Here is a 17,969-nt window from a genome sequence, read left to right on the forward strand (position 1 = left end):
CGCATCATAAGGCTTGTACGATGAAAAGTTGTGGGAGTTGGCGAACATGCACGACCAGCAATCGGCACCGCGCAAGGCGGGCCCGCTGCGCGTCGCCCTGGTGGGACTGGCGACCGTTCTGATCACCCTGGGCTACAGTGTCCGGGTCCTGGTGCTGGGCGCCATCGGCCAGCTGCGCCGCGCCAAGGTCGACGGCTTTACCCGCGACTGGTCAGGCAGCCTGCTGAGCCTGACGGGGGCGCGCCTGAGTCGCCACGGCGAGGTGCCGGACTTCGGTGATGGCCGTCGTTACATGATCCTCTGCACCCATTCCAGCTTCTACGACATCCCGGCGATCTTCGTGACCCTGCCCGGTTCGATCCGCATGTTGGCCAAGCGCGAGCTGTTTGCGGTGCCGGTGTGGGGCGCGGCGATGCGCGCGGCGGAGTTTCCGTCCATCGACCGGCACAACCGCCACCAGGCCATGGCTGACCTGGCGAAGGCGCGGGAGATGATGGAGAGCGGCATCGTGCTCTGGGCCGCGCCCGAGGGTACCCGTTCCAAGGATGGCAAGCTGCAGCCGTTCAAGAAGGGCTGCTTCCGCCTGGCCCAGCAGACCGACGCGATCATCGTTCCGGTGGCCATCCGCGGTATCCAGCAATTGCTGCCGGCCGGGGGGCTGAAGCTGAACCTCGGCATGCCGGTGGAGGTGCACGTCGGCGCGCCGATCGATTCCACCCAGTTCACCGAGCACGGCGTCGATGCGCTGATGGGGGAGGTGCGCGAGCGCATGCTGGAGCTGCTGGAACCCGCGGCTGTATTGGCACCGACGCCCGCCCTGAAGGAGCAGACTCTGGCCTAAGGCGCCAGTGCCGCTTGCGCCGTCAGTGTAGAGGGAGCCGGCCGATGCGGTCGTTCTCCAGGCTGCCCAGGTAGAGCACGCCGTTCACCGGCTTGGCCGACGTCACCATGCGCAGGTGCTGGCCGCTGGTGTCGTGCAGGCTGCGCACGATCTCGCCTTTCTCGTTCACCTGGATCACCAGGCCGTAGGGCACCGGCTTGGGCAGCACGGCGCGCGGCAGCTTGGTGAGCTGGCGTTTCAGCCAGGGCATCTGCTGGATCACGTCGGCGTCAGCCTTGCGCGGCGAAGGCAGGGCGACCCAGAAGGTGCCGCTGCGGTCACTGGCGAGGTTGTCCGGCAGGCCCGGCAGGTTGTCGATGAAGATCTCGTGCTGCCCAGCCTTCTCACCCTTGAGCCAGTAGCGGGTGATGCGGTAGCGGTACGTCTCGTTGACGAGCACGAAGTCCTCGTTCTGTGACAACGCCACACCGTTGGCGAAATACAGGTCCTTGAGCAGTGTCTCGGTCTTGCCGGTGGCCGGGTCATAGCGCAGCAGGCGGCCGTGGGGGCGGGCTTCGAGCAGGTCGAGGACGTAGTCGGGCTGGTGGAAGCGGCTGGAGGCATCACTGAAATAGATGCGCCCGTCGCTGGCGATGTCCAGGTCGTCGGTGAAGGCAAAGGGCACACCGTCGGCCGAATCGGTCAGCATGCGGATCTTGCCCTGCGGATTGATCTCCAGCAGGCCCTTCCAGGCGTCGGCGACGATCAGGTTGCCAGCCTTGTCGAAGGCCAGACCCAACGGGCGGCCGCCAGTTTCGACGAAGGTTTCGGCCTTGCCATCGGCGCCGATGCGCACGATGCGTCCGTCATCGAGTCCGGCAAAAACGCGGCCCTGGCTGTCCACGGCGGTGTCTTCGGGGCCGACGATCTGGCCCTGGGCGAGGAGTTCGGCCTTCATCAGCGTGTCGTTGGGTTCCATTACGCCGGTCATCGCTGGCGCCTTGGGTGGCGTCCAGCTCAGCGGGTCGATGGGGCTGGGCGTCAGCGCCAGGTAGACCGAGAGGGCTACGACCAGCAGGACGACCAGTCCGAGAAGCTTTTTCATGCGCAAGCTGCCTTCTTGTAGTTGTGGGCGGGGCAAAGCGTAGAAGTTGCCATGCAGTCGTCACAGACCGATGGCCGAGTGGAATGCTCGCACATCATGCATCTCTATATAATGCGCGCACCGAAACGAAGGAGAAGTTCGTGACCGTCCTCGACATACAGTGGATTCGCGACGATGCCACCCTGGAGCGCAAGTGCCAGGACTGGAAAGAACTGCCGTACCTCGCGCTCGACACCGAGTTCATGCGTGTCGATACCTTCTACCCGGCCGCCGGGCTGGTGCAGGTTGGCGACGGCAGCGGCGTGTGGCTGATCGACCCGCTGCTGATCCGCGACTGGTCGCCGTTCGCTGCCGTGCTGGAATCGCCGGTGGTGGTCAAGGTGTTCCATGCCTGCGGCGAGGACCTGGAAGTCTTCCAGCGCCTGACCGGCAGCCTGCCGCAGCCGCTGTTCGACACCCAGTTGGCCGCCGCCTACCTGGGCATGCCGCATTCCATGGGCTACTCCAAGTTGGTGCTGGAAATCCTCGGCCTTGACCTGCCCAAGGATGAAACCCGCTCCGACTGGCTGCAGCGTCCACTGACCGACATGCAGGTACGCTACGCCGCCGAGGACGTGCAGCACCTGGCTGAGGTCTATGTGAAGCTCGCGCCGCGCCTGAGCGACGAGAAGCTGCAGTGGCTGCTGGCCGACGGCACCGACCTGACGAACAACCAGAGCCGTGTCAGCGACCCGCAGGAGGCTTACCTCGACGTCAAGCTGGCGTGGAAGCTCAATCGCCCACAACTGGCCGTGCTGCGCGAGCTGTGTGTCTGGCGCGAGGAGCAGGCGCGGTTGCGCAACAAACCGCGCAACCATGTGCTGCGCGAGCACACCCTGTGGCCGCTGGCGCGCTTCCAGCCGGCCGACAAGGTTGCCCTGGCGCGTATTGACGACATGCACCCACGCACCGTGCGCCAGGATGGCGACACCCTGATCGCACTGATGGCCCATGCGGCGAAGCTGCCCGAAGCGGTCTGGCCACAGACCCTGCCTGAGCCGCTGCCGCGCGAAATCACCCCGGTGCTGAAGAAGCTGCGCGAAGTCGGCCAGAAGCAGGCCGAGCGTCTGGAAATGGCACCCGAGCTGATGCTGCGCAAGAAGATTCTCGAGGCCTTGCTCAAGACTGGCTGGCCCAACGGCCCCTACCAACTGCCCGATTCGCTGCAAGGCTGGCGCCGCGAACTGATGGGGCAGGCCCTGCTGGACAGCCTGGCTGCCCAGACTCCCGAATAACATGGCCCACTCAATAACGCGGCCGACTCCATAACGCGGAAAGTACCGATATGAAACGCATCTGCTCCATCTACAAGAGTCCGCGCAAGAACGAGATGTACCTGTACGTCGACAAGCGCGAAGCCCTCAGCCGCGTGCCCGAGGCGCTGCTCGTCGCATTCGGCGCGCCGAAGCACACCTTCGATCTGGTCCTGAGCCCCGAGCGTCAGCTGGCCCGCGAAGACATCAACGTGGTACTGGAGAACATCGAGAAGCAGGGCTTCCACCTGCAAATGCCGCCGGCCGAAGACGAGTACATCGAGCATTTGCCCGAGGAGTTGCTGCGTCGAAACGATCCAGTCTGATCGCGACCGAATCGTCACTCCGCTCAGGCCGCGTCTACGCCCAGTGCTGGCACTGTGCAAATACGCGGCCTGAGCGCATTATGCGCGGAGAAATAGGGTTCAACGGAGCGGAACGCTTGGTCTCTGGCTGTGTCTATAGCCGCCTGACTTCCCTAGAACTGACGACGATTTCCCCAGGGAAGCTCCCTTGAAGCGAGTCAAGATGCGCCAGCCGGAAATGCTCCACCGCTCGAAGCGAGAGGCCTGACCATGCGCCTGCTCGTACTCGATCGCGAACACGCCCTCTACGCCGCCCTGCTGATGGCGGCCGAACCCCGGTTGACGGTGATCTCCGGCAACAACCCCGACACCCTGGTGGAAGCGGCGGCAGAGTGCCCTGTTTGGCTCGGCGAGCCCAACCTGGCCGCCCAACTGCTGCGCCAGGGCGTGCACCCGGTCTGGATCCAGTCCAGCTGGGCGGGCATCACCCCGCTGCTGGCTGACGACCTCCCCAAGGATTACGCCCTGACCCGCGCCGTCGGCATCTTCGGCCAGGTCATGACCGAATACCTGCTCACCTATATGCTTGCCCACGAACGCCAGTTCCTCGGCCGCCTGGCCAGCCAGGTCGGCGTGCAGTGGGATGACCGCGCGCCGGGTAGCCTCAGCGGCCGGCAGATCCTCATCGTCGGTACCGGTGAGATCGGCCAGGCCGTGGCGCACATGCTCGCGCCCTTTGGCGTGGATCTGGTTGGCGTGGCGAAGAACCCGCGCGCCCTGGTGCCGTTCGGCCGCATGGGCGGTCTGGATGACCTGCCGCGCCTGGCCGAAACCGCCGATTACGTGATCAACCTGCTGCCCGATACGCCGGAAACCGCGGATATCTACAATCTGGCGCTTTTCCAGCGGATGAAACCCACCGCTCTGTTCCTCAACGCGGGACGAGGTACTTCGGTGGTGGACGAAGACCTGGTCGCAGCGCTGGAAGCCAACCAGTTGGCCGGTGCGGTGATCGACGTCTGCCGCCAGGAGCCGCTGCCGGCTTCGCATCCGTTCTGGCACACGCCGCGCCTGCTGCTGACCGGCCACACCGCAGCACCGACGCTGCCCAGCCTGCTGATCGACCTGTTCCGCGATAACCTCACGCGTTTCTGGGCGGGGCAGGCCATGCGTGGCGAGGTGGATTTCTCCCGCGGTTACTGACTGCTGTCGCGCCCATGAAAAAGGCCCCGATCGGGGCCTTTTCTTTTGGCTTTTCGTGGGAACGAGGTTGCTCGCCAACCTGCAAGGCACGGAGCTATGGGGTTCGCGAGCAAGCTCGCTCCTACAGGTAGCATTAGAGCGAGAAATCACCCTCGGCCACGATTTCTGCCAGCGGGCGGCGGGCGTTCGGCACTTCGCGGGCCTGCAGGCTCTCTGAGAGGATCGACTTGTCGCCCAGCTTGCCGATGGCGATCACCGCGTGGATCTCATGGTCCGCCGGGACCTTCAGTTCGGTACGCGCCAACTCGCGGTCGAAGCCGGCCATGCCGTGGGTGTGCCAGCCCGCCAGGCTCGCCTGCAGCGCGAGAAAGCCCCAGGCCGAGCCGGTGTCGAAGCTGTGCCACAGGGCGGGCTTCTCTTCGCTGGAGCCAGGCGGGGCGAAGGTAGTCTTGGACAGGACCACCACCAGCGCCGAGGCGTGTTGCGCCCAGCCGCGGTTGAATTCGCCCAGCAGGTTCAGGTAGCGCTGCCAGTTCGGTGTGTCGCGCAGGGCGAAGAGGAAGCGCCAAGGCTGCGAGTTGAAGGAGGACGGCGCCCAGCGCGCGGCCTCGATGAAGCTCAGCAGGGTCTCTTGGGGAATGGCTTCGCCGTTGAAGGCACGGGGCGACCAGCGATTGATGAATTGCGGGTCGATGGGGTGCTCGGAAACGCGAGGATTGGCGCTCATGGTGGCTCCTTGAAGGGCGTGGAATCTGCCGATGGTGCCGTGGTCGGCCGGGCATCGCGGTGGGAACGGGCGCCTGGTGTGGCGTGCGGCACTGGTAGAAGGCACCCGTGGGTCGGTCAAACTAACCAGCGCGGCCCGCTCTGGCAAGCGCTGCGCGGTCAATGGTCGCCTGCACTTGGCCTGCGAGCGCGGCGGGCTTAGACTTTGCGCCCCGTGAAATTGCCCCTGTACAAAAAATGGCCGCCAAAGTAGAGCCCTTCTGGAAACGCAAGACCCTCGATCAGCTCGACCAGGAAGAGTGGGAGTCGCTGTGCGACGGCTGCGGCCTGTGCTGCCTGCAGAAGCTGGAAGACGAGGACGACGGCGCCGTCTACTACACGCGCATCGCCTGCAAGCTGCTGGACCTGAAGACCTGCCGCTGCACCGACTACGCCAACCGCCGCGCCAGCGTGCCCGACTGCATCCAGCTCACCCCGGCCCAGGCCGACGAGTTCCAGTGGCTGCCGCCGACCTGCGGCTATCGCCTAGTCTCCGAAGGCAAGGACTTGCCGCTCTGGCACCACCTCGTCTGCGGTGATCCGGATGCGGTGCACCACGAGCGCATCTCGCAGTCCGGACGCATGCTCGCCGAGGGCTCGGTGCCCGAAGACGACTGGGAAGAACACCTGATCTTCCGCGCCGGCTGAGCCTTCCGTCGCTCTGGGCGCCCATGGCATGCTGCGCGTCTTCCGCCCCGGAGCCGCGCCATGCCCAGCCTCGAAAGCCTCAGTCTGTTCTTCATCGCCACCCTTGCGCTCAACCTCACGCCCGGCCCGGACATGCTCTACGTCGCCTCGCGTTCGGCCGCTCAGGGCACGGCGGCCGGCCTGATGTCGACGCTCGGGATCGGCGCCGGCTGCGTGGTGCACATGCTGGCTGCGGCGTTCGGGCTGTCGGCGCTGCTGATGATGTCCAGCGTGGCCTTCGGCGTTCTCAAGTGGTTGGGTGCGCTCTACCTGGTCTGGCTCGGCGTGCAGTTGATCCGGGGCGCCTGGCGTGAGCAGAAGCGCACGGAGCTTGAGCCCGCGCGCCTGAGCCGGGTGTTCCTGCAGGGCATGATGGTCAACGTGTTCAATCCCAAGGTGGCGCTGTTCTTCCTCGCTTTCCTGCCGCAGTTCGTGCCCGCCGGTAGCCCGAACTTCGTGCTGCAGATCCTCTGCCTCGGCCTGCTGTTCAACCTCGGCGGCTGCCTGGTGAACGCCGTGGTGTCGGTGGTTGCCGGGCGCGTCGGCAACCGTGTGGGCAGCAATCCGTCCTGGCGGCGCTGGCAGCAGACTGCCTCGGGTGGGCTGATCGTCGCCATGGGTGTCGGCCTGGCATTCAGCAGCCGGCGCTGATTCACACTCAGGCCGGTGCGCGCAGCCAGTAACAGGCTTCCTCACCGGTCAGCGGTGCTTCTTCCTCCGGCAGCTCCACGCGCCTCTCCCACAGCGGGAACCAGCGCTCGTCCTTCTCGTCGTCGATGGTCGCCGGGCGGACCTTCGTGCGGAAGCGCCGTTCGCAGGCGCCCCATTGCACGAAATTGACCTGTGCTTCGATCAGGCTCACGGGGTTGGCGCCGCCGCGTGCGTCAGGGAAGCAGAGTTGCAGGTGGTCGTCTTCCCAGAAGCAGATCTCGCAGATTTCGTACGACCCTGGCGGGTCGCCGAAACTGAAGTAGCCGCAGCAGGGGCAGGTATAGAGCATCAGGCGTTGCCTTCGATGCCCAGCACCTTGAACAGGAAGGCGTATTCCAGTGCCACGTCCTTCAGGCCCTGGTAGCGGCCGCTCATGCCACCGTGGCCGGCGCCCAGGTCGGTCTTGAGCAATAGCAGGCGGTCGTCGGTCTTGCTCACGCGCAGCTTGGCCACCCACTTGGCGGCTTCCCAGTACTGCACGCGGCTGTCGTTGTAGCCGGCTACTACCAGCAGGGCAGGGTAGTCCTGCGCGCTGACGTTCTCGTAGGGCGCATAGGCGCGGATGCGCTCGTAGACCTCCGGCTCCTGCGGGTTGCCCCACTCGTCGTACTCGGTGACGGTCAGCGGCAGGTCGGGGTTGAGCATGCTGTTGAGTACGTCGACGAAGGGCACTTCGGCGATGGCCGCGGCGAACAGCTGCGGGCGTTGGTTGAGCACCGCGCCGATCAGCAGACCACCGGCGCTGCCGCCGCTGATCGCCAGCTGTGCCGGGGTGCAGTAGCCGTGGCTGAGCAGGTGTTCGGCGCAGGCGATGAAGTCGCTGAAGGTGTTCTGCTTGTGTTCCAGCTTGCCGGAGCGGTACCAGGCTTCGCCCAGCTCGCCGCCGCCGCGCACGTGGGCGATGGCGAAGACGAAGCCGCGCTCCAGCAAGCTCAGGCGGGCGTGGGAGAACCAGGGGTCGAGGCTCTCGCCGTAGGCACCGTAGCCATAGAGGTAGAGCGGCGCCGGCTTGCCCCGTGCGATGTCTTCCAGTACCTCGCGGCGCCCGACCAGGCTGATCGGCACCTGCACGCCATCGGCGGCTTCGGCCCAGAGGCGGCGGCTTTCGTAGGCATCGGCGTCGAACGGGCCTTCCACCGGAGTTTGCTTGAGGACTTCCTGTTCGCCGCTGGCGAGGTCCAGCTGGCGGATCTGTGCCGGACGGTTGAGCGCCTCATAGCGCAGGCGGATCACCGTGCTGTCGAACTCCAGGCTGTCCTGCACATAGAGGTTGTAGGCGGCGTCCGGCAGGTCGACGCGGTGCGCCGGTTGGCCGTGCGGGTGGACTTCGACGATCGGCAGGCCGCCCTCGCGCAGGCTCAGGGTCAGGGCGCTGGCGCTCAGGGTCAGGCCTTCGAGCATCACGTCGTCGCGATGGCCGATCAGTTCGCGCCAGTGCTCGCGGGACGGCTGTGCCTCGCTGGCGTGGTAAAGGGCGAAGTTGATGCCGGTCTGGTTGCTGCGGATCAGCCAGGCCCAGTCACCCTCAAGGCGACCGTGGTCCGGGTAGTACTCGTGGCCCTCCTCGCGCGGGGCCAGGCAGACGAACTCGCCTTGCGGCTTGTTGGCATCCAGCACCCAGGCTTCGCTGGTGGTCTTGCTGTTCAGCAGCAGGATCAGTTGACGCTCGGAGCTGGCGCGGTAGCAGTTGAGGAAGAAACGCCCGTCGGGCTCCTCGAAGATCAGTTGCGCACCGCTGTCGCCCAGACGGTGGCGATAGAGCTTGTGCGGTCGATGGGTGTCGTCCAGCTCGCCAAAGAACAGGGTGCGGTTGTCGTTGGCCCAGGTCATGCTGCCGTCGCAGTCGTCGAAGGGCAGGGTGGTCACGCTGCCGTCAGCCAGTTCCTTCACGTAGAGGGTGTAGATCTCGTCGCCACTGGTATCCAAGCTGTAGGCCAGCTTCGAATGATCGGGGCTGATGCTGAAGGCGCCGACCGACAGGAAGCCGTCGCCAGCCAGTTCGTTGGGGTCCAGCAACAACTGCTCGGCGCTCTCCTCGACGGTCAGCGAACCATCGGCTGGGCGAGGGCTGCGGTAATGACGTGGGTACTCGTCGCCGGCTGTGGTGCGCTGGTAGTAGAGCCAGGGGCCCCAGGGCGTGGGCAGCGACAGGTCGGTCTCGCGGATGCGGCCCTTGATCTCCTGGAAGAGTGTTTCGCGCAGTTTTGTCTGAGGAAGAAGCTGATCTTCCAGGTAGGCATTTTCTGCTTTCAGGTAGTCGAGGACATCTTCGGCGTCGCGGTTCTCCAGCCAGGCATAGGGATCGGCGGCGGCCTCGCGGCGGGCGATGGGGGGCTGGCGGTTGGTCATGGCGAATCCTCGGCGGCGGCATGGATGACGCCTGGCTGCGCACCCACGGGGAAAAGGAGCTATCATACGCACCCCTCTGTCGACACCGCACGTACGCACGCGCATGAACGAACACGATTACACGCTTGCCTGGGGCGCCTATATCGCCGCCGGCCTTGGCCTGACCCTGGTCTGGTTCCTGATGACCGGCTGGATGTGGCGCTGGCTGCGCGAGCCGCTGCGGGTGATCGTCATCGTCCTGCTGTTCACACCGACCCCGGTGGACCCGGCGAACAACCTGTACGCCCCGGCGATCGCCATCACCGCACTGGATGTGGTGTTCAAGGTCGGCAACAACGCCTGGCGCGCCGTCTCCGACCTCGCTCTGGTGCTGCTGGCGGCATTCGGCGTGTACCTGCTGTTCGTGCTCATCCGCTGGCCGCTGGAGCGTTCGCTGAAGAGGCGCCGCCAGGACAAGGAGGCCGAAGACGAGCCGACCCTGCGCCAGCTGATGCAACCTGAGCTGGTCGAGGGCGTGGACGCTCATCCCAGTGAGCGACGCGACAACCGCGCGCGGATCGAACCGCGCCTGTAGTCCGGCCTTGCGTCCTGCCCCGCACGCGTCCAGCATGAACTGAACGGCCTTTCGAGGAGTTCCCATGGACTGCGTGTTCTGTGCCATCGCGGCCGGTCGCGTGCCGGCCCGTATCCTCTACGAAGACGATCATTTCATCGTGCTGCTGGACATCTACCCGCTGCGCCCCGCACACCTGCTGCTGGTGGCCCGCGAGCACGCGACCTTCCTGCACCAGCTCTCCGAGGCGGCGCAGCAGGACCTGATCCCGCTGGCCGAGCGCATGGAGCGTGTGTTGCGCCGTGCCGGCTACGGGCGGGTCGGCATCAACCTGCTGGTCAATGACGGCCCCGCGGCCAACCAGCACGTCCCACATTTTCATCTGCACCTTATCCCGCGTGAGCTGAGTGATCTGCCGGCCCTGCTGCTGCGCACGCTCACGCGGTTCCTGCCGCTGGGGCGGAAAAGGATGCAGAATCGCCTGGAACGCGAGCTGCATCAGCTGCGCGAGGCACTGATGGAGGAGAACTGATTCATGTGCGAGTTGCTCGGCATGAGCGCCAACGTCCCGACGGACATCGTCTTCAGCTTCACCGGGCTGATGCAGCGCGGCGGCGGCACCGGCCCGCACCGTGACGGCTGGGGCATCGCCTTCTACGAGGGGCGAGGCGTGCGGCTGTTCCAGGATCCGTCCGCCAGTGTCGACTCGGAAGTCGCGCGGCTGGTACAGCGCTACCCGATCAAGAGTGAGGCAGTGATCGGCCACATCCGCCAAGCCAACGTCGGCCAGGTCTGTCTGTCCAACACTCACCCGTTCGTGCGCGAAATGGGTGGACGTTACTGGACCTTTGCCCACAACGGCCAGCTCGCCGACTTCCATCCCGAGCCCGGCTTGTATCGCGCGGTGGGCGATACCGACAGCGAGGCGGCCTTCTGTGACTTGCTCAACCGCGTGCGCCGCGCCTTCCCCGAACCGGTGCCGGTGGAAGTATTGCTGCCCACGCTAGTGACCGCGTGCGCGTCCTACCGCGAAAAAGGCGTGTTCAACTGCCTGCTCAGCGACGGCGACTGGCTGTTCACCTTCTGTTCGACCAAGCTGGCCTGGATCACCCGCCGCGCGCCATTTGGTCCGGCACGCCTGCGCGATGCCGACGTCACCGTGGACTTCCAGTCGGAAACCACACCCAACGACGTGGTCACGGTGATCGCCACTGAACCGCTGACCGATAACGAGAACTGGACCCGGATGCAGGGCGGCGAATGGATGCTCTGGTGGCGTGGCGAGATCGTCACCCAGGGCCGCATCTGATCGGGACGTGAAGCATTCCCGGAATGCCGGTGCGGCAAACGGGAGAATCCGGCGGCGCCTTGCGCATCCATAAGAACGAAGGGGAAAAGAATGCTGCGCAGCTATGTACGCATGGTGCTGTTTGCACTGGGGCTGATGGTCGCGGTCCAGGTGCCGGGCTTCATCAAGGATTATGCGCAACGCGTCGACGCCCATCGCATCGAGGCGGCCCAGGCGCTGCAGGGCTTCAAGGACACTTCAGGACAGTTCTTCAAGGGCGACCTGGGTGCTCTGGTGGCGCATTACCGCGGTAGTGCAGACCCGGTATTCCAGCGCGACGCCGACAATATCGAGCGCCTGATACGCCGCGCCCAGCTGTTCGAGAACGAATGGCAGGCCCTGCAGGGCAACTGGTACCAGCGCGCCCTGCACATGGTGACCGCGCCCAACCAGGAGCTGCTGCGGGAGACCTACGAGAACTATCGCTACCAGGTGGTGCTGGAGCCCGAGGCCATTGGCTGGGCACTGGCCGGCGGTTTGCTGCTGGCGTGGATCGCCGAGGTCCTGATGGCTTCGGTGGCTGCCCTGGTGGGCCTGGGCGACAACCGTCGCGCTTCGCGGCGCCACTGGAACTGAACCTCGACGGCTCGTCGTAGGAGCGAGCTTGCTCGCGAGCCGGTATCAGCCCGACGTGTCGATGTCAGGTGGGACTCCGTTGTTCGCGAGCAAGCTCGCTCCTATAGGTTGGCCTGACGCCCCAAGGCTTCCTCCGGCGATTCGTGGCGGCGGTAAGGGAATACATCGATGACCTTCCCCGCTCGAATCTGCTCCTGCAGCCCCTTCCAGTAGTCCGCGTCGAACAGGTTGCCGTGCAGCTTGGCGAACTGCCGGCGCAGTTTCAGGTCGACGAACAGGAAGCGCGGGAACTCCTCCGGGAACACATCCATCGGCCCCACCGAGTACCAGGGCTCGGAGGACATCTCGTCCTCCTCGTAGCGCGCCGGGGGGATGTGGCGGAAATGTACTTCGGTGAGGTAGCAGATCTCGTCGTAGTCGTAGAACACCACGCGGCCATGGCGGGTGACGCCGAAGTTCTTCAGCAGCATGTCGCCGGGGAAGATGTTCGCCGCCGCCAGTTGCTTGATTGCCAGCCCGTAGTCGTACAACGCTTCGTGCACCTGAGCCTCGGTGGCGTGCTCCAGATAAAGATTCAGCGGGGTCATGCGGCGCTCGGTCCAGCAGTGGCGGATCAGCACTACGTCACCTTCCAGCATCACGGTGGACGGCGCGACGTCCAGCAGCTCCGTCAGGCACTCGGGGTCGAACTTGCTCACCGGGAAGCGGAAATCGGCGAACTGCTGGGTGTCGGCCAGGCGCCCGACGCGGTCGTGGTTCTTCACCAACTGGTACTTCTGGATCACCGTGGCGTGGTCCACGGTCTTGGCCGGGTTGAAGTTGTCCTTGATGATCTTGAACACGGTGTTGAAGCCCGGCAGGGTGAACACGCTCATCACCATGCCGCGCACGCCCGGGGCCATCACGAAGCGGTCGTCGGTGGTCGCCAGGTGGTTGATCAGCGCTCGGTAAAATTCGCTCTTGCCCTGCTTGTAGAAGCCGATGGAGGTGTACAGCTCGGCGATGTGCTTGCCCGGCAGCAGGCGCTTGAGGAAGGCCACCATCTCCGCTGGCACTGGCGCATCGACCATGAAGTAGGAGCGGGTGAAGGAAAAGATGATCGAGACTTCCGCCTCGTCGGTGATCACCGTATCGAACTGGATGCCGCGCCCCTCGTGGTGCACCAGCGGAAATACCAGCGGCCACTGTTCTTCCGGGGTGAACAGGCGGCCCACCAGGTAGGCGCCCTTGTTGCGGTAGAACACCGAACCGATCAGCTCGATGGTCAGGGTCGGGTCCTTGCACACCCAGTCCGGCAGGTTGGCGTGCAACAGGTGGTCCATGCGTTCGAGGTCGCGTTCGCGGTCGTCGTAGTCCACGGCGAACCGGTAGTCGTCGAAGATGCTTTCCAGCGCCTGGCGCAGCTTGCCGCCAGGGCGGTAGATGCGCGTATGCGGATCGCGCGAATGGGCGCGCAGCGAGGGGCGGGTGGTGTGCACGAACATCGTGCCGTCGCTGATGTTGTCGTGGCTGAACAGGCCGCAGAAGATCGAGTTGAACCAGGTTTCCGCCAGTTCGTCATCGAGCCGCGGGTCGATCAGGGTGATGTAGGCGCTCTTGGCAATCGGCCAGCGCTCTACGTCCACCAGGTCGATGCCGGCCATGGTTCGGGTCAGGCGGCCCACGGTCTCGGCGACCATTTCCTCGTACAGTTCGATGCGTTCAGCGGAGGCGCGCTGGGCCTCCTGCCACTGGGCCTGCTCGAAACGCGCAGGCGCCCCGGCGGTGATCTGGTGGAACTTCGCGCGGTAGTCGTCGAAGCCTTCGAGGATCAGGGTCGCGATTTCGGTCGCCGGCCAGTGCTGAGCCATGGGAGCGCCTCTGCTGGGTTCTGGTGCAGCGAGCTTAGCCAGGGGAAACGGTGAGGGAAAGGGCGATCTCGCCGGAGGATCGTTGGCGATTTCCCGTGAAATTAACGCGTATGCTGACCGGCCACGCTCTTGGATAAAGAGCCCTGGAAAAAGACCCTTCGGCAAGGAGCCGGTACGCAATGGAAGACTTTCGCATCGAGCGCTGCACCGAGCAGCACATCAACGGACTTGTGGCCCTCTACAACGATCCGGCCGTGGCCCGTCAGGTGCTGCAGATGCCGTACCAGGCACCGGAGCTGTGGCGCAAGCGGCTGGTGCTGGACGACGAGCGCCGTATCACGTTGATGGCGATGCACCAGGACCAGGTTATCGGCAGTGCCAGCCTCGAGCAGTACCCGCGTGTGCGCCGCAGTCAATGCGGCAGCATCGGCATGGGTGTCGCCGTGGCTTGGCAGGGGCGCGGAGTCGGCACACGGCTGCTGGCTGCACTGATGGAGGTGGCCGATAACTGGATGGGCCTGCGTCGCGTCGAGCTGACCGTCTATACCGACAATGCGCCGGCCATCGCGCTGTACCGCAAGTTCGGTTTCGAGGTGGAAGGCACGCTGCGTGAGTTCGCCCTGCGCGACGGTGTTTATGCCGACGTACTGAGCATGGCCCGCCTGCGCCGCATCTGACGGTGGACTTTGAAAGTCAGCTATGGATGGATGGTGTTCGCCACCGGCGTAGGCTGGTGGCTTACCTGCCCTGGAGCTTTTCGCGATGAATCCCGCTGCTCTGCTGAATATGTTCGGGCTGGCCGCCATCTGGGGCGCCAGCTTCCTGTTCATGCGCCAACTGGTGCCCGCTATCGGCGTAATGCCAACGGCCTTCTTCCGTGTCGTGCTGTCGGCACTGGGGCTGGTGGTGATCATGCTGGTCCTGCGCACGCGCTGGGACTTTCGTGGCAAGCTCGCACGCATCCTCCTGATCGGCGTGATCGCCTCCGGCGTCCCGGTACTGATGTACAGCCTGGCGGCGCAGTTCCTGCCAGCGGGATATTCGGCCATCTTCAACGCCACCACGCCGCTGATGGGCGTGCTGATCGGTTCGCTGTTCTTCGGCGAGGCACTGACTGGCGGCAAGGCTCTCGGTGTGCTGCTGGGGCTGGCGGGCGTTGCGGTGCTGACCCGCGCCGGGCCCGTGCCCTTCGATACCCAGGTGCTCTGGGGTGCCGCTGCCTGCCTGGTGGCGACGACCTGTTACGGCTTTGCCGGCTATTTCACCAAGCGCTGGATCAACGACCAGGGTGGGCTGGACTTCGCCGTCTCGGCCCTGGGCAGCCAGACCGGGGCAACCCTGTGCCTGCTACCGTTCTTCCTCGGCACCAGCCTGGACATGCCGCTGGCGCCGCTGACCGAGCCGAAGATCCTGCTGGCGCTGGCCGGGCTGGGCTTCCTCTGCACGTCCTTCGCCTATGTCCTGTACTTCCGCCTGCTGGCCAGCATCGGTCCGCTGAAGACCATGACGGTGACCTTCCTGATTCCGCCTTTCGGCGTGTTCTGGGGCGTGCTGCTGCTGGATGAGTCGCTGTCCTGGGCGCATCTGCAGGGCGGCGTGCTGATCGCCCTGGCGTTGTGGCTGGTGCTGCGCCCGGCGCCGGTGGCGAAGGTGGAGGCGGCGGGGTGATGGCTACGGATATTCCCTGATAGTTTGTGCCGACGGGTTTCCCTCTCCCCAGCCCTCTCCCTGAAGGGAGAGGGAGTTGTCCTCTGCGAGCTGTACGCCCGAGTTCTTCCGGTGTTGGCAGGACCGCTCTGACCTTCCAGGCAGCGCAGAACAGTCCCCTCTCCCTTCAGGGAGAGGGTTAGGGAGAGGGCGCAGGCCCCACGGTGGACTACCCGTTATCCACCGCTTGTGCGTTTTCAGCTGCCCGTGCCGGGGCTGCCTGGCGAAACACCAGCATCAACCCCACCACGATCAGCCCCATGCCCAGCAGGCCGAGGACGGACAGGCGATTGCCGAACACCAGGTAATCCATCAGCGCCGTGACCGCCGGCACCAGGTAGAACAGGCTGGTGACGTTGACCAGATTGCCCGCCGCGATCATCCGGTAGAGCAGTACCGTGGCCAGCACCGAGACCATCAGGCCCATCCACAGCGCACTGAGGATGAACGCGGCGTTCCACTCCACGTGCAGCGGCTGGAAGGGAGCGACAGCGAGACACAGCAAAAGCCCGGCGCTGTATTGCAGGGGCAGGGTGCCCAAGGGGTTCTCGCGGATGTTCTTCTGCAGGATCGAACCGCCGGTGATCGACAGCAACGCCAGCAGGCAGCAGGCCAGCCCGGCGAAGGTCAGGCCCGACAACCCGATGCTCTGGTAGACCACCATCACCAACCCGATCAGGCCCAGCGCGAGGCCGCCCAGGCGTGGAGCCGAATGCCGGCGTTCAAGCAGGAAGCTGGTCAACATGGGCTGCACGCCCAGCACGGTGGCGATGACGCCGGGAGTGACGTGCAGGTCCAGCGCCATCAGGTAGAAAATCGGGTAGATGCCCAGCATCACCAGGCCGGTGAGCACGGCGTGGCGCACCTGTTTGCGTTCGCGTGGCCAGCGCAGGCCGATCAGTGGCGAGAGGATCAGCAGCGCCACCAGTGCGGTACCGAATCGGGCGATGAGGAACACCATTGGCGAAGCATGGGCCAGGCCCCACTTGCTGATAATGGCGGCGCTGCTCCACAGCAGCACGAACAGGGAGGTGCTGGCCAGGCCGGCCAGGGAAGAACGGTTGAGCGAAATCATGCAATACACCTGTCGTCAGGCAGATCACGACCGGCCTTCGAGGGCCGGACACATACCGGGAGCCGCGTCAGTGACGCGCGGAAAACCAGGCGGTGAAAAACGTGTGTGGCGTCAGAAGCTCACGCCGGGTGGCGGGTAGGCCGCACCGGGAGGCGGAGGCGACGCGACTGCAACGACAGGAGGGGGAGGGCAGGCCGCGCCCGCACCCGCGCCGCAAGCCGGGGAGGCTGCAACGTTGATTGCCGGAACGGGCAATGGGTATCGGGACATGGAAGGCGAACCTGTTCAGTGGGGCAGCAACTGTGCTGCGTGGACTGACTATAGCGAGCTTCTTGCGTCGAGGCGAGCCTGGTGCGAGTCACGCGGCAAAGCGCGATTCCTGCGACGAAATACGACAACGCGCGGCCGGGGCCGCGCGTTGTCAGGCAAGGGTGACGCTTACTTGCCGGTCTTGATGGTGTTCCAGGTGCGGGTACGCACGCGGTCGATCTTCATCGGCATGGATTCGAGGGCGAACAGCTTGGCCATCTTGTCCTGCGGCGGGTAGATCGCCGGGTCGGCCTTGATCGCCTTGTCCACCAGCGGGTCGGCAGCCAGGTTGCCGTTGGCGTAGTGCACGTAGTTGCTCACGCCGGCCATGACTTCCGGACGCAGCAGGTAGTTCATGAAGGCGTAGGCGGCTTTCTCATCCGGCGCGTCGTTGGGCATGGCGACCATGTCGAACCACAGCGGCGAGCCTTCCTTCGGCGTGGAGTACTGGATTTCCACGCCGTTCTTGGCTTCCTTGGCGCGGGTGGCGGCCTGCAGGATGTCGCCGGAGAAGCCGACAGCCACGCAGATCTCGCCGTTGGCCAGGTCGCTGACGTACTTGGAGGAGTGGAAGTAGCGGATGTACGGACGCACCTTGAGCAGTGCTTCCTCGGCCTTCTTGTAGTCATCCAGCTTCTGGCTGTGATGCGGCAGGCCCAGGTAGTTCAGGGTGATCGGCAGCAGCTCCGGGCCGTTGTCCAGCACCGCTACGCCGCACTTGGCCAGCTTCTCCATGTACTCGGGCTTGAAGAAGATGTCCCAGGAGTCGATCGGCGCGTTGTCGCCCAGCACTTCCTTGATCTTCGCCGGGTTGTAGCCGATGCCGGTGGTGCCCCACAGGTAGGGGAAGCCGTGCTCGTTGCCCGGGTCGTTCACTTCCAGCGCCTTCATCAGCACCGGGTTGAGGTTCTTCCAGTTCGGCAGCTGGCTCTTGTCCAGCTTCTTCAGCGCGCCGGCCTGGATCTGCTTGGCCATGAAGTGGTTCGACGGCACCACGATGTCGTAACCGGATTTGCCGGTCATCAGCTTGCCATCGAGGGTCTCGTTGCTGTCGTAGACGTCATAGGTCGCCTGGATGCCGGTTTCCTTGGTGAAGGTCGGCACGGTGTCCGGGGCGATGTAGTCGGACCAGTTGTAGATCTTGACGCTGTCGGCCTGGGCGGCGCCGGCGGCAACGGAGAGGGAGAGTGCAAGGGTGGAGAGCAACGGGGCGGAAATTTTCATTCTTGTGTTCCTGACAACGGTGCGGAAAGCCCGGGCCATCCGCGAAAGATGGGCGACGCTTCGTCGCGGGCTGGGCAAGAATTAACCATT

Annotated in this window: 19 protein-coding genes; 12 read left to right on the top strand and 7 right to left on the bottom strand. The window is 65.0% G+C overall.

Features of this window, described 5'->3' with window-relative positions; genetic code table 11:
- Positions 1-46: 46 nt before the first annotated feature.
- Positions 47-841: a lysophospholipid acyltransferase family protein gene (locus tag FAS41_RS04255; protein ID WP_138520397.1), complete on the top strand. Its 795-nt coding sequence runs from the start codon at positions 47-49 to the stop codon at positions 839-841.
- Between the two features lie 22 nt (positions 842-863).
- Here FAS41_RS04255 and FAS41_RS04260 read toward each other — a convergent pair whose 3' ends face one another.
- A complete protein-coding gene (locus tag FAS41_RS04260) occupies positions 864-1,925 on the bottom strand; it encodes an SMP-30/gluconolactonase/LRE family protein (RefSeq protein ID WP_138520398.1) in 1,062 nt (353 codons plus the stop codon).
- 83 nt (positions 1,926-2,008) lie between these two features.
- Between FAS41_RS04260 and rnd the strand changes: the two genes are divergently transcribed.
- From rnd to FAS41_RS04275, 3 genes are all read left to right on the top strand, one after another.
- On the top strand, positions 2,009-3,199 hold the full coding sequence (rnd, locus tag FAS41_RS04265; protein WP_138520399.1) for a ribonuclease D: 1,191 nt from the start codon (positions 2,009-2,011) through the stop codon (positions 3,197-3,199).
- Between the two features lie 50 nt (positions 3,200-3,249).
- Entirely contained in the window at positions 3,250-3,543 is a 294-nt protein-coding gene (locus FAS41_RS04270) for a YcgL domain-containing protein (protein WP_138520400.1), read from the top strand.
- Positions 3,544-3,792: 249 nt separating this feature from the next.
- A complete protein-coding gene (locus FAS41_RS04275) occupies positions 3,793-4,725 on the top strand; it encodes a D-2-hydroxyacid dehydrogenase (RefSeq protein ID WP_138520401.1) in 933 nt (310 codons plus the stop codon).
- 133 nt (positions 4,726-4,858) lie between these two features.
- Here the strand turns inward: FAS41_RS04275 and FAS41_RS04280 are convergent, their stop codons facing one another.
- Complete coding sequence (locus FAS41_RS04280; protein WP_054907202.1) at positions 4,859-5,452, bottom strand: nitroreductase family protein; 594 nt, start codon at positions 5,450-5,452, stop codon at positions 4,859-4,861.
- A gap of 236 nt (positions 5,453-5,688) precedes the next feature.
- On the opposite strand from FAS41_RS04280, the gene FAS41_RS04285 reads away from it, so the two are divergent.
- Positions 5,689-6,138: a YcgN family cysteine cluster protein gene (locus FAS41_RS04285; RefSeq protein WP_138520402.1), complete on the top strand. Its 450-nt coding sequence runs from the start codon at positions 5,689-5,691 to the stop codon at positions 6,136-6,138.
- A gap of 60 nt (positions 6,139-6,198) precedes the next feature.
- Positions 6,199-6,828 (top strand): LysE family translocator, encoded by a 630-nt coding sequence (locus tag FAS41_RS04290; RefSeq protein WP_138520403.1) that lies wholly within the window; start codon positions 6,199-6,201, stop codon positions 6,826-6,828.
- Positions 6,829-6,835: 7 nt separating this feature from the next.
- On the opposite strand, the gene FAS41_RS04295 is transcribed toward FAS41_RS04290, so the two are convergent.
- A complete protein-coding gene (locus tag FAS41_RS04295) occupies positions 6,836-7,177 on the bottom strand; it encodes a CPCC family cysteine-rich protein (protein WP_138520404.1) in 342 nt (113 codons plus the stop codon).
- Positions 7,177-9,237, bottom strand: coding sequence for a S9 family peptidase (locus FAS41_RS04300; RefSeq protein WP_138520405.1), 2,061 nt, complete (start codon positions 9,235-9,237; stop codon positions 7,177-7,179). The genes FAS41_RS04295 and FAS41_RS04300 overlap by 1 nt, the downstream gene beginning before the upstream one ends.
- 103 nt (positions 9,238-9,340) lie before the next feature.
- Here FAS41_RS04300 and FAS41_RS04305 point away from each other — a divergent pair, with 103 nt between their 5' ends.
- The 4 genes from FAS41_RS04305 to FAS41_RS04320 all read left to right on the top strand — a co-directional run bounded on the left by FAS41_RS04305 (position 9,341) and on the right by FAS41_RS04320 (position 11,714).
- Positions 9,341-9,811 carry an MFS transporter gene (locus tag FAS41_RS04305; protein WP_138520406.1) on the top strand — a complete coding sequence of 157 codons (471 nt, stop codon included), beginning with the start codon at positions 9,341-9,343 and terminating at the stop codon, positions 9,809-9,811.
- Between the two features lie 64 nt (positions 9,812-9,875).
- On the top strand, positions 9,876-10,322 hold the full coding sequence (locus FAS41_RS04310; RefSeq protein WP_138520407.1) for an HIT family protein: 447 nt from the start codon (positions 9,876-9,878) through the stop codon (positions 10,320-10,322).
- 3 nt (positions 10,323-10,325) lie between these two features.
- A complete protein-coding gene (locus FAS41_RS04315; protein WP_138520408.1) occupies positions 10,326-11,099 on the top strand; it encodes a class II glutamine amidotransferase in 774 nt (257 codons plus the stop codon).
- A gap of 90 nt (positions 11,100-11,189) precedes the next feature.
- Positions 11,190-11,714: a DUF2937 family protein gene (locus FAS41_RS04320; RefSeq protein WP_138520409.1), complete on the top strand. Its 525-nt coding sequence runs from the start codon at positions 11,190-11,192 to the stop codon at positions 11,712-11,714.
- 101 nt (positions 11,715-11,815) lie between these two features.
- Here FAS41_RS04320 and aceK read toward each other — a convergent pair whose 3' ends face one another.
- On the bottom strand, positions 11,816-13,564 hold the full coding sequence (gene aceK / locus FAS41_RS04325; protein WP_138520410.1) for a bifunctional isocitrate dehydrogenase kinase/phosphatase: 1,749 nt from the start codon (positions 13,562-13,564) through the stop codon (positions 11,816-11,818).
- A 179-nt stretch (positions 13,565-13,743) separates the two neighbouring features.
- On the opposite strand from aceK, the gene FAS41_RS04330 reads away from it, so the two are divergent.
- The gene (locus tag FAS41_RS04330; protein WP_138520411.1) at positions 13,744-14,241 is read left to right on the top strand and encodes a GNAT family N-acetyltransferase; all 498 of its coding nucleotides are present in this window, start codon (positions 13,744-13,746) and stop codon (positions 14,239-14,241) included.
- A gap of 85 nt (positions 14,242-14,326) precedes the next feature.
- Positions 14,327-15,232: a DMT family transporter gene (locus FAS41_RS04335; protein WP_138520412.1), complete on the top strand. Its 906-nt coding sequence runs from the start codon at positions 14,327-14,329 to the stop codon at positions 15,230-15,232.
- 208 nt (positions 15,233-15,440) lie between these two features.
- Here the strand turns inward: FAS41_RS04335 and FAS41_RS04340 are convergent, their stop codons facing one another.
- Both FAS41_RS04340 and FAS41_RS04345 read right to left on the bottom strand, forming a co-directional pair.
- Positions 15,441-16,346, bottom strand: coding sequence for a DMT family transporter (locus FAS41_RS04340; RefSeq protein WP_138520413.1), 906 nt, complete (start codon positions 16,344-16,346; stop codon positions 15,441-15,443).
- A gap of 438 nt (positions 16,347-16,784) precedes the next feature.
- Positions 16,785-17,879 carry a polyamine ABC transporter substrate-binding protein gene (locus FAS41_RS04345; RefSeq protein ID WP_045212354.1) on the bottom strand — a complete coding sequence of 365 codons (1,095 nt, stop codon included), beginning with the start codon at positions 17,877-17,879 and terminating at the stop codon, positions 16,785-16,787.
- Between the last annotated feature and the right edge of the window lie 90 nt (positions 17,880-17,969).

It is taken from the genome of Pseudomonas nicosulfuronedens (assembly GCF_005877905.1).
Lineage (GTDB): Bacteria > Pseudomonadota > Gammaproteobacteria > Pseudomonadales > Pseudomonadaceae > Pseudomonas > Pseudomonas nicosulfuronedens.

Excerpts from the sequence above, each read along its gene's own strand:
- FAS41_RS04295 (WP_138520404.1), bottom strand. The coding sequence starts at position 7,177 with ATGCTCTATACCTGCCCCTGCTGCGGCTACTTCAGTTTCGGCGACCCG.
- FAS41_RS04330 (WP_138520411.1), top strand. The coding sequence starts at position 13,744 with ATGGAAGACTTTCGCATCGAGCGCTGCACCGAGCAGCACATCAACGGA.
- FAS41_RS04270 (WP_138520400.1), top strand. The coding sequence starts at position 3,250 with ATGAAACGCATCTGCTCCATCTACAAGAGTCCGCGCAAGAACGAGATG.
- FAS41_RS04290 (WP_138520403.1), top strand. The coding sequence starts at position 6,199 with ATGCCCAGCCTCGAAAGCCTCAGTCTGTTCTTCATCGCCACCCTTGCG.
- FAS41_RS04300 (WP_138520405.1), bottom strand. The coding sequence starts at position 9,237 with ATGACCAACCGCCAGCCCCCCATCGCCCGCCGCGAGGCCGCCGCCGAT.
- FAS41_RS04255 (WP_138520397.1), top strand. The coding sequence starts at position 47 with ATGCACGACCAGCAATCGGCACCGCGCAAGGCGGGCCCGCTGCGCGTC.
- FAS41_RS04305 (WP_138520406.1), top strand. The coding sequence starts at position 9,341 with ATGAACGAACACGATTACACGCTTGCCTGGGGCGCCTATATCGCCGCC.
- FAS41_RS04285 (WP_138520402.1), top strand. The coding sequence starts at position 5,689 with ATGGCCGCCAAAGTAGAGCCCTTCTGGAAACGCAAGACCCTCGATCAG.
- FAS41_RS04320 (WP_138520409.1), top strand. The coding sequence starts at position 11,190 with ATGCTGCGCAGCTATGTACGCATGGTGCTGTTTGCACTGGGGCTGATG.
- FAS41_RS04315 (WP_138520408.1), top strand. The coding sequence starts at position 10,326 with ATGTGCGAGTTGCTCGGCATGAGCGCCAACGTCCCGACGGACATCGTC.
- FAS41_RS04275 (WP_138520401.1), top strand. The coding sequence starts at position 3,793 with ATGCGCCTGCTCGTACTCGATCGCGAACACGCCCTCTACGCCGCCCTG.
- rnd (WP_138520399.1), top strand. The coding sequence starts at position 2,009 with ATGCTCGCACATCATGCATCTCTATATAATGCGCGCACCGAAACGAAG.
- FAS41_RS04345 (WP_045212354.1), bottom strand. The coding sequence starts at position 17,879 with ATGAAAATTTCCGCCCCGTTGCTCTCCACCCTTGCACTCTCCCTCTCC.
- FAS41_RS04310 (WP_138520407.1), top strand. The coding sequence starts at position 9,876 with ATGGACTGCGTGTTCTGTGCCATCGCGGCCGGTCGCGTGCCGGCCCGT.
- FAS41_RS04340 (WP_138520413.1), bottom strand. The coding sequence starts at position 16,346 with ATGATTTCGCTCAACCGTTCTTCCCTGGCCGGCCTGGCCAGCACCTCC.
- FAS41_RS04280 (WP_054907202.1), bottom strand. The coding sequence starts at position 5,452 with ATGAGCGCCAATCCTCGCGTTTCCGAGCACCCCATCGACCCGCAATTC.
- FAS41_RS04260 (WP_138520398.1), bottom strand. The coding sequence starts at position 1,925 with ATGAAAAAGCTTCTCGGACTGGTCGTCCTGCTGGTCGTAGCCCTCTCG.
- FAS41_RS04335 (WP_138520412.1), top strand. The coding sequence starts at position 14,327 with ATGAATCCCGCTGCTCTGCTGAATATGTTCGGGCTGGCCGCCATCTGG.
- aceK (WP_138520410.1), bottom strand. The coding sequence starts at position 13,564 with ATGGCTCAGCACTGGCCGGCGACCGAAATCGCGACCCTGATCCTCGAA.